The following is a 7,930-nucleotide window of genomic DNA, read 5'->3' on the forward strand; positions in this document are numbered from 1 at the left end:
TGATATCGCCAAAGCGGCAGCGGAAGAAATCGAGCAGGCGGGGGCGTTCGGGCATCCGGGGCAGGGCGGGATTATCGCCCATCATGAACACCGTTTTCGGGTTCAGTCGCCGCAGCAGTTCCTCTTCGTTGTCAACGAAATCGGTGCCTTTCCAGCCCACGGGCGAAGGGTAGATCAAGCGTTCGCGCCCGGCCTGCGGCCACGGGCGATCATTCTGGGCGTGTGGGCTGTTGTTCCTGTCCATGCTGGCGGGTGTAGGCAGCAGCGCGAGGGCAGGCAAGCAAACCGGATGCGCCATTTTCAACCGGTGGAACACGTCCAACGTTAAATCTAACCACGATGCAATCATAAATGATCACAAATCATCTTTACCAATCGATCATTTTTGATTATTCAGAAGGAGAAGGCCCGGCAAAGGGCCTCGATTCCATGAGGGGTGCTCTGAATGAAACGTGCAGATTCCATTCGCCTTTCCGCGTCTGTCGCAGCCGTCGCGCTGTGCGCATTGGCGGCTCCTGTCATGGCGCAAAGCGCGACCGAACAGACCGACGCCAGCGCCGAAACCGAAAAGCAGATCGTGGTGACGGGCGTGTTCAGCGCCAAGTCCATCGAAAACGCGCCGATCTCCATCGCGGCGGTAACGTCAGAGGAATTGTCGCAGCAGATCGCCAACAGTTCGGCCGACCTGATCAAGAACGTGCCCGGCGTGTTCGTGAACTCGTCGCTGGGGGAAATCCGCAACGTGGTGTTCTCACGCGGGGTTTCGGCCAACTCGCTCGATGGCGATGGCGGCTATTACTACGTTTCGATGCAGGAAGATGGGTTGCCGGTTGAGCCGGTGACGGTGGGCAACTTCGGCCCGGATTATTTTTCGCGCCCCGATATCATGCTGGACCGGCTGGAAGGCCTGCGCGGCGGCACCGCGACCGTGACTGGCAACAATGCGCCGGGCGGCATCTTCAACTATATCTCGCGCACCGGCAAATCGCACCCCGGCTTTGAAATTTCGGGCAAGGTCGGCCTCGAAGGCGATGGCAAGAACCCCTATTACCGCATCGATGCCTATACCGGCGGTGAACTGGGCAATGGCCTGTATTACGCCATTGGCGGCTTCTATCGTAAAAGCGATGGTTCGCGCGATCCGGGCTACGCGTTGAACAAGGGCGGCCAGATCCGCGCCAACCTGCTGTGGGATTATGGCAATGGTTCGGTCCGGTTCGATGCCAAGTATCTGAACGATCACAACGGCTGGTTCGAATTTACCCCGGCGTTCAACTATAACGATCCCAAGATCGCGGCTGGTTTCGACAACACCTCGTCGGTGCTGCCGCCTGCCAATGCGCACAGCTTTACCAATCCCGATGGTTCGACCGGATCGTGGGATGCCTCGGATCTGGTCCACGCCCGCACACTGTCGTTCGGCATGACGTGGGATCACGAACTGGCCGATGGCATCAACGTGCAGAACCGTGCGCGTTACAGCGAGAACAAGACCGACTGGAGCACCGGCGGCGTGATCTTCCCGCTGACGCTGGATGACTTCTTCCTGTCGATCCTGACCGGCACGCTGGGCCTGCCGGGGACGACCACCTACAAGGTGCGCGGGACCAACAATGTCGCGGCGCAGGTTCTCTCGTTCTCGGGCTTTGACCATACGGTTGTGGCAAATAACCTGCCGAACCAGAATGTTCTGCAGAACGGCGTGTTTTCGCAGGCTGCGCTTTCCAACAAGTACCAGTCGCGGACATTTCAGGATCAGCTTACGCTTTCGGCCAGCCTTGGCGATCACTCGCTTGCGGTCGGCGCTTCGTTTGCGCATTCGCGCTACAGGCAGATCGGCGGTTCTGCCGGGTTCGGCATATCGGGCCTGACCTCGCAGCCGCAGGTTTATGACATCACCCATACGCTGCCCAACGGCACGGTGCTGCAGGTTACCGATCCGGCAGGCTTTGCTTCGCAAGGCGGCGGCATTTTCGATGGCGACGGCGTAAGCGGAACGCAGCGCCAGATTTCGGTCTTCGCAGGCGACGAATGGCAGGTGACCGACCGTCTCTCGATCGATGGCGGCATTCGTTACGAAGACATCCGCTATGACGTGACGAACCTGACGTTGGGTGCTGCAGCCCCGGTCAACGGCGGCGCAGGTGCAGATGGCAATCCGCTGACGCTGTGGGACAACAACCGCAACACCTATGCCGCGCCGACGAACACCAAGCGCAACTTCCACTATCTGAACTACACCGGCGCGGTGAATTACGAGGTTAGCGACAACTTCCAAGCCTATCTGCGTTATACGCGCGGCAAGAAGGCGCCCGACTTCCGTGGCATTGCCGATATCGATTCCCCCAGCGAAATCGCCACGCAGTTCCCCGAACCGCAGGTGATCACGCAGATCGAGCTGGGCCTGAAGTATCGGGCGGGCGACGTGCGCGTTGGTGTCTTCCCGTTCTATTCTAAGCTCTCGAACGTGGGATCAACGCAGACGTTCACCAATCAGAACGGCCAGTTCTATACCCCGCCGACCGTTTATGGCGAGATCGAGACTTATGGCGTGGAAATCGATGCCGATGCCGATCTGGGAGACATGCTGAATCTGCGCACGGCCATCACCTTGCAGAATCCCAAGGCTTCCAAGTTCGGCCTGTGGCTGGCCAACACGCCAGATCCGGCAGACGATACGCTGCAATCGACGCCCAAGGGGGATGCGGACAACAACCCGAAGATCCTCACGCGCACCACGGCCACGCTGACGCCGGTGGACAGTCTCGCGCTGTTCCTGACGCACAGCTACACCGGCAAGCGTGCCGCAAACCGCGCCAATGCCTGGTATCTGCCGGGCTTCCACACGTTCGATTTTGGCGCATCGTATGAATTTGGCGCGGACAAGCGCTTCAAATTGCAGGCGAACGTGAACAACGTGTTCAACCAGTTCGGCATCATGTCGTGGGCGCGCGCTGGCGGGTTCCTCAACTCGCTTGACCGTCAGGGGCTGACCAAGGAAGCGGTGCAGGCCAATCCGAACCAGTTGCTGAGCATCGTGGCGATCCAGCCGCGCTCGTTCTGGCTGACCGGCACAGTGAAGTTCTGATCTGACATTTGCGGACATGAAAAAGCCCCGGACGCTGGCGCGTTCGGGGCCTTTTTTGTTTGGTATCGTCATTGCGAGCCTCGCGTAGCGAGGAGAAGCAATCCAGCGCGGTTTGGACCTACTCTGGATTGCTTCGTCGGCTTCGCCTCCTCGCAATGACGATATGTGTTTGCAAACTATACAATTGCTTTTTGTTTGTGTGATGCCGTCAGAGGACTTCGAACAGCCCGGCTGCGCCCATGCCGCCGCCGACGCACATCGTCACGACGACATGTTTCGCGCCGCGACGCTTGCCTTCGATCAGCGCGTGGGCGGTGCAGCGGGCGCCGGTCATGCCATAGGGGTGGCCGATGGAGATCGAACCGCCGTTGACGTTGAGCAGGTCATTGGGGATGCCCAGCTTGTCACGGCAATAGAGCACCTGCACGGCGAAGGCCTCGTTCAACTCCCACAGGCCGATGTCGTCCATCTTCAGGCCGAAGCGCTGCAGCAGCTTGGGGATGGCGAAGACGGGACCGATGCCCATTTCGTCAGGCTCCGTGCCCGCAACCGCCATGCCGACATAGCGACCGAGCGGGGTCAGGCCGCGCTTGGCGGCAAGGTCCGCTTCCATCACGATCACGGCGGCCGAACCATCGGAAAGCTGGCTGGCGTTGCCTGCGGTCACGATGCCACCTTCGATCACGGGCTTGAGCGCCTGAAGGTTTTCCAGCGTGGTCGAGGGGCGGTTGCCTTCGTCCTTGGTCAGGTGGACGTCCTGGAACGTAATCTCGCCGGTTTCCTTGTTCTGGACACCCATCGAACTGTCAGTGGCGACGATTTCGTCATCGAACTTGCCCGCTGCCTGTGCCGCTGCCGTCCGCTGCTGCGACTGCAGGGCGTATTCGTCGCAGGCCTCGCGGCTGATGCCATAGCGCTGGCCGACGATCTCGGCGGTCTGCAGCATGGGCATGTAGATCGCCTTGTGCATCGCCATCAGGCTCTTGTCCGGGGCGACGCGCATGTCCTTGGTCTGGACGAGGCTGATCGATTCCTGACCGCCTGCGGCCACGACATCCATCCGGTCGATGATCACCTGCTTCGCGGCGGTGGCGATGGTCATCAGGCCGGACGAGCACTGGCGGTCCATGCTCATGCCCGAAGTGGTGACGGGCAGGCCTGCGCGCAGGGCGACCTGCCGCGCGATGTTGCCGGCCTGTGCGCCTTGTTGCAGCGCGCTGCCCCACAGCACGTCATCCACTTCGGCCGGATCGATCCCGGCGCGCGCCACGGCGGCTTCGAGCGACAGTGCACCCAGCGTTGCGCCCGGCGTGGCATTGAAAGCGCCCTTGTATGCGCGTCCGATGGGCGTGCGGGCAGCGGATACGATTACGGCGTCACGCATGGGTTATACTCCTGCTGAAGATGGTGTTTTTTCAAGAGATGTTGCGGCGAAGATGGGGTTTCCGCCAAAGCGGTCACGCAGTTCGCGCTTCAGCACCTTGCCGATGGGGCTGCGGGGCAGTTCGCCCACCACCTCGATAGCGGAAATGCGCTGCGTCTTGCCAAGGCGGCTGTTGGCTTGCGCCAGAACGGCGGCGGGATCGGCGGAAGGATCGGCCAGCACAATCACGGCCAGCGGGGTTTCGCCCCATGCGTCGCTTGGCACGCCGACCACAGCGGCTTCCTTTACCGCGCTCTGCCGGGTCAGTTCGGCTTCAAGGTCGCTGGGGTAGATGTTGAACCCGCCCGAAATGATCATGTCCTTGGCGCGGTCCATCAGGATCAGGAAGCCGTCCTCGTCGAACTTGCCCACATCGCCGTGGCGGATGTAGCGGCGGCCTTCGGCGTCGAACCATTCGATCTCGCGGGTCTTGTCGTCCTTGCCGTGATAGCCGTTCATCATGATCGGCGAATGGCCTACGATCTCGCCCACTTCGCCCTGCGCCAGCTCGTTGCCGTCCTCGTCGATGATCTTCATGATGTGGCCGGGCGAGGGCTGGCCAACGGTGTGCAGCTTGTCAGGGTTAAGATGCGCCAGCAGAACGGCGGTCGCCCCGCCTTCGGTCATGCCATAACCATCGGTCAGGCCACCGGGCCAGCGCTTCAGCACATCGGCCTTGAGCCATGCGGGGAAGGGGGCGGACGTGCAGGACTTGAGCTTGTAGGACGACAGGTCGAAGTTGCCGAAATCGGGCAGTTCCATGATGCGGCGGTATTGCACCGGCACGAGCATGGCGTGCGTCACCCGTTCGCGCTCGCTCAATTGCAGAAAGGTGCGCGCATCAAACTTGCGCATCAGCACCACTTTGCCCCCTGCGGTAAGCGCGGGAAGGAAGCTGACCAACGTGGTGTTCGAATAGAGGGGGGTGGAGCAGATCACTGCCGTATCGTCGCCATAGCCTGCCGGAATGGTGCGGCGGGCATATTCGTGGCGCATCTTGTGGCTCTGCACGATGCCCTTGGGCGCGCCGGTGGTGCCGGAGGAATAGATGATGTTGAACGGATCGGCAGGCGCGGCGGGGCGATCTTCGGGCTTTGCGCCTTCGGGGGCCATCCATGTGCTGAACGGCTCTCCCGCGTCGCTATCGTCCAGCGCGATGCGCTTTACGCCAGCAGGCAGGTCCAGCCCGGCAATGCGTTCGGAAATGTCCTTGTCCAGCAGCAGTACACGACTGCCGCTGTCGGCCAGCATGGCCACGATAGTCTCGGGCGTGGCGGTTGAGGTGAGCGGGGCCGCGACCGCACCGGCACGGATCGCACCGAGGAAGGCGAGGCCGGTTGTCACCGCGTTCATCGCCGCGATGGCGACGGGTTCATCCTTCTGCACCCCTTCGTGCTGGAGAGCGGCGGCGATGCGGTCGATCAGGGCGTCCATTTCCGCCCACCCCACCGTGCGGCGTTCATCCGCCAGCGCCACCGCATCGCCCCGCCGTGCAGCATGGGCGCGAATGATGTCGCTGAGGGATGTGAACTCGCTTTCTACGATATCCTCGATCCGCATGGCCGCCGCTCCGATCAGTTGCCCATTCAATTGAACGTTTCGCCCGCCGCAGCCTTGCGTTCCAGCAGCGGAGCGACGGGAAGGCCGTGCTTCTTCAGGCCTGCGACGACCGTATCCAGCCCGATATGGTCCGCCCAGAACATCGGGCCACCGGTCCACGCGGGCCAGCCATAGCCATTGAGCCAGACGGTATCGATATCGCTAGCGCGCTGCGAAATGCCTTCGTCAAGGATCAGCGCGCCTTCGCTGATCATGGGATAGAGCAGGCGCTCGCGGATCTCCTCCTTGCCGATTTCGCGCTGGGCTTTGCCTTCTTTCGCGGCAAATTCCGCGATCACCGCCTTGACCTCATCCGACGGCGTGCGCTGGCGATTTTCGTCGTAATCATAGAAGCCCTTTTTGGTCTTCTGGCCCCAGCGGCCCCTGGCGCAGAGCGCATCGCGCACGCTTTCGATCCGGTTCGGGTCACGGTGCCAGCCGATGTCGAGGCCAGCAAGATCGGCCATCTGCCACGGTCCCATCGGGAAGCCGAATTCCAGCAGCGCTTCGTCCACGTCCCAGTAGTTCGCGCCTTCCATGATCAGCGCGTGGGCTTGCGCCTGCCTGGGGCTGAGCATCCGGTTGCCGATGAACCCGTGGCATACGCCCGAAACCACCGGCACCTTTCCGATCTTCACCGACAGCGCCATCACGGTGGCGAGTTGCGCCGCGCCGGTCGCCTTGCCGCGCACGACTTCCAGCAGCTTCATCACGTTGGCAGGCGAGAAGAAGTGCATTCCCAGCACCGATTCCGGGCGCGAGGTGACGCCCGCGATCTCGTCGATATCCAGATAGCTGGTGTTGCTGGCGAGGATCGCGCCGGGCTTTGCCACCTTGTCCAGCCTGCCGAACACGTCCTTCTTCACGTCCATGCTTTCATAGACGGCTTCGATCACCAGATCGGCGTCGGCCAGTGCATCGAAATCGAGCGTCGGCGTGAGGCGGGCCATTGCGGCCTGCGCGTCTGCGGCGTCCATCTTGCCGCGCTTGACGGTGTTCTCGTAATTCTTGCCCATCGTGGCAACGCCGCGTGTCAGCGCTTCCTGCGTCATTTCCACGATGGTCACCGGGATGCCTGCAGTCAGGAAGTTCATGGTGATGCCGCCGCCCATCGTGCCTGCGCCGATCACGCCGACACGGGCGATGGGCAGAAGCGCGGTGTCGGCGGGAATGTCGTCGATGGTCGCGGCCAGTTTGCGCGCAGCGTCGATGTGTTCCTTCGCGCCGGGGATGGGGTCAGACATCGGTTCTCTCCTGCTAAGGTTTTCAGACGCGGCTTTCCGCCAGCGCGCTGTAGATCAGCGTCTTCAACTGACGCCGGATGGGGTAGATGAACGAGGGGTAGAGCTGCGTCATGAAGACCATGTGCAGCTTCTCCACCGGGTCCACAAAGAAGGCGGTCGAAAAGATGCCGCCCCAGTAGAACTCGCCCGCAGAGCCGGGCACAAGCGCGCGCGCCGGATCGATCGTCATGCCGAAGCCGAGGCCGAAGCCCGCCCCTGCATTGTACGCTTCGCTGAACAGCGCGCGCGATACCTGCGTCAGGTCCGCGCCACCGGGCAGGTGGTTGACGGTCATCAGTTGCAGCGTCTTGGGGCTGAGCAGGCGTGCGCCATCGGCAGAGCCACCATTCACCAGCATCCGGCAGAAGCGGTGGTAATCCGCCGTAGTGGACAGTAGCCCACCGCCGCCGCTTTCAAAGCGTGGGACGCGGCGGGTGCCGGATTTCTCCGCCGGATCGAAGAGCTGCGGCGATTCGCCCTGTTGATGGGCAAAGGCATCGGCAAGACGGTGCGCCTTGTCATCCGGGCAGTAAAAGC

General features: G+C 62.0%; 4 protein-coding genes and 2 pseudogenes. 1 reads left to right on the forward strand and 5 read right to left on the reverse strand.

The genetic code is table 11. The features are described from left to right. Positions 1–244, reverse strand: a pseudogene (locus ACOVQ0_RS08630) (hypothetical protein); the annotation flags it as partial. A gap of 201 nt (positions 245–445) precedes the next feature. Here ACOVQ0_RS08630 and ACOVQ0_RS08635 point away from each other — a divergent pair. Beyond that, positions 446–3,088: a TonB-dependent receptor gene (locus tag ACOVQ0_RS08635; RefSeq protein WP_421882947.1), complete on the forward strand. Its 2,643-nt coding sequence runs from the start codon at positions 446–448 to the stop codon at positions 3,086–3,088. A gap of 208 nt (positions 3,089–3,296) precedes the next feature. Here the strand turns inward: ACOVQ0_RS08635 and ACOVQ0_RS08640 are convergent, their stop codons facing one another. The 4 genes and pseudogenes from ACOVQ0_RS08640 to ACOVQ0_RS08655 form a co-directional block, all read right to left on the reverse strand. Next, on the reverse strand, positions 3,297–4,472 hold the full coding sequence (locus tag ACOVQ0_RS08640) for an acetyl-CoA C-acyltransferase (protein WP_421882950.1): 1,176 nt from the start codon (positions 4,470–4,472) through the stop codon (positions 3,297–3,299). Positions 4,473–4,475: 3 nt separating this feature from the next. Beyond that, positions 4,476–6,071, reverse strand: a complete 1,596-nt coding sequence (locus tag ACOVQ0_RS08645) for a class I adenylate-forming enzyme family protein (RefSeq protein ID WP_421883024.1) — start codon at positions 6,069–6,071, stop codon at positions 4,476–4,478. A 26-nt stretch (positions 6,072–6,097) separates the two neighbouring features. Then, positions 6,098–7,333 (reverse strand): annotated as a pseudogene (locus ACOVQ0_RS08650) (3-hydroxyacyl-CoA dehydrogenase NAD-binding domain-containing protein); the annotation flags it as partial. Between the two features lie 43 nt (positions 7,334–7,376). After that, positions 7,377–7,930: serine hydrolase (locus ACOVQ0_RS08655; RefSeq protein WP_421882953.1), on the reverse strand; the 554-nt coding region annotated here is incomplete at its 5' end.

The sequence above is a fragment of the Novosphingobium sp. genome (genome assembly GCF_049240505.1).
Lineage (GTDB): Bacteria > Pseudomonadota > Alphaproteobacteria > Sphingomonadales > Sphingomonadaceae > Novosphingobium.

Coding starts and splice junctions, on each gene's coding strand:
- ACOVQ0_RS08635 (WP_421882947.1), top strand. CDS start 446: ATGAAACGTGCAGATTCCATTCGCCTTTCCGCGTCTGTCGCAGCCGTC.
- ACOVQ0_RS08640 (WP_421882950.1), bottom strand. CDS start 4,472: ATGCGTGACGCCGTAATCGTATCCGCTGCCCGCACGCCCATCGGACGC.
- ACOVQ0_RS08645 (WP_421883024.1), bottom strand. CDS start 6,071: ATGCGGATCGAGGATATCGTAGAAAGCGAGTTCACATCCCTCAGCGAC.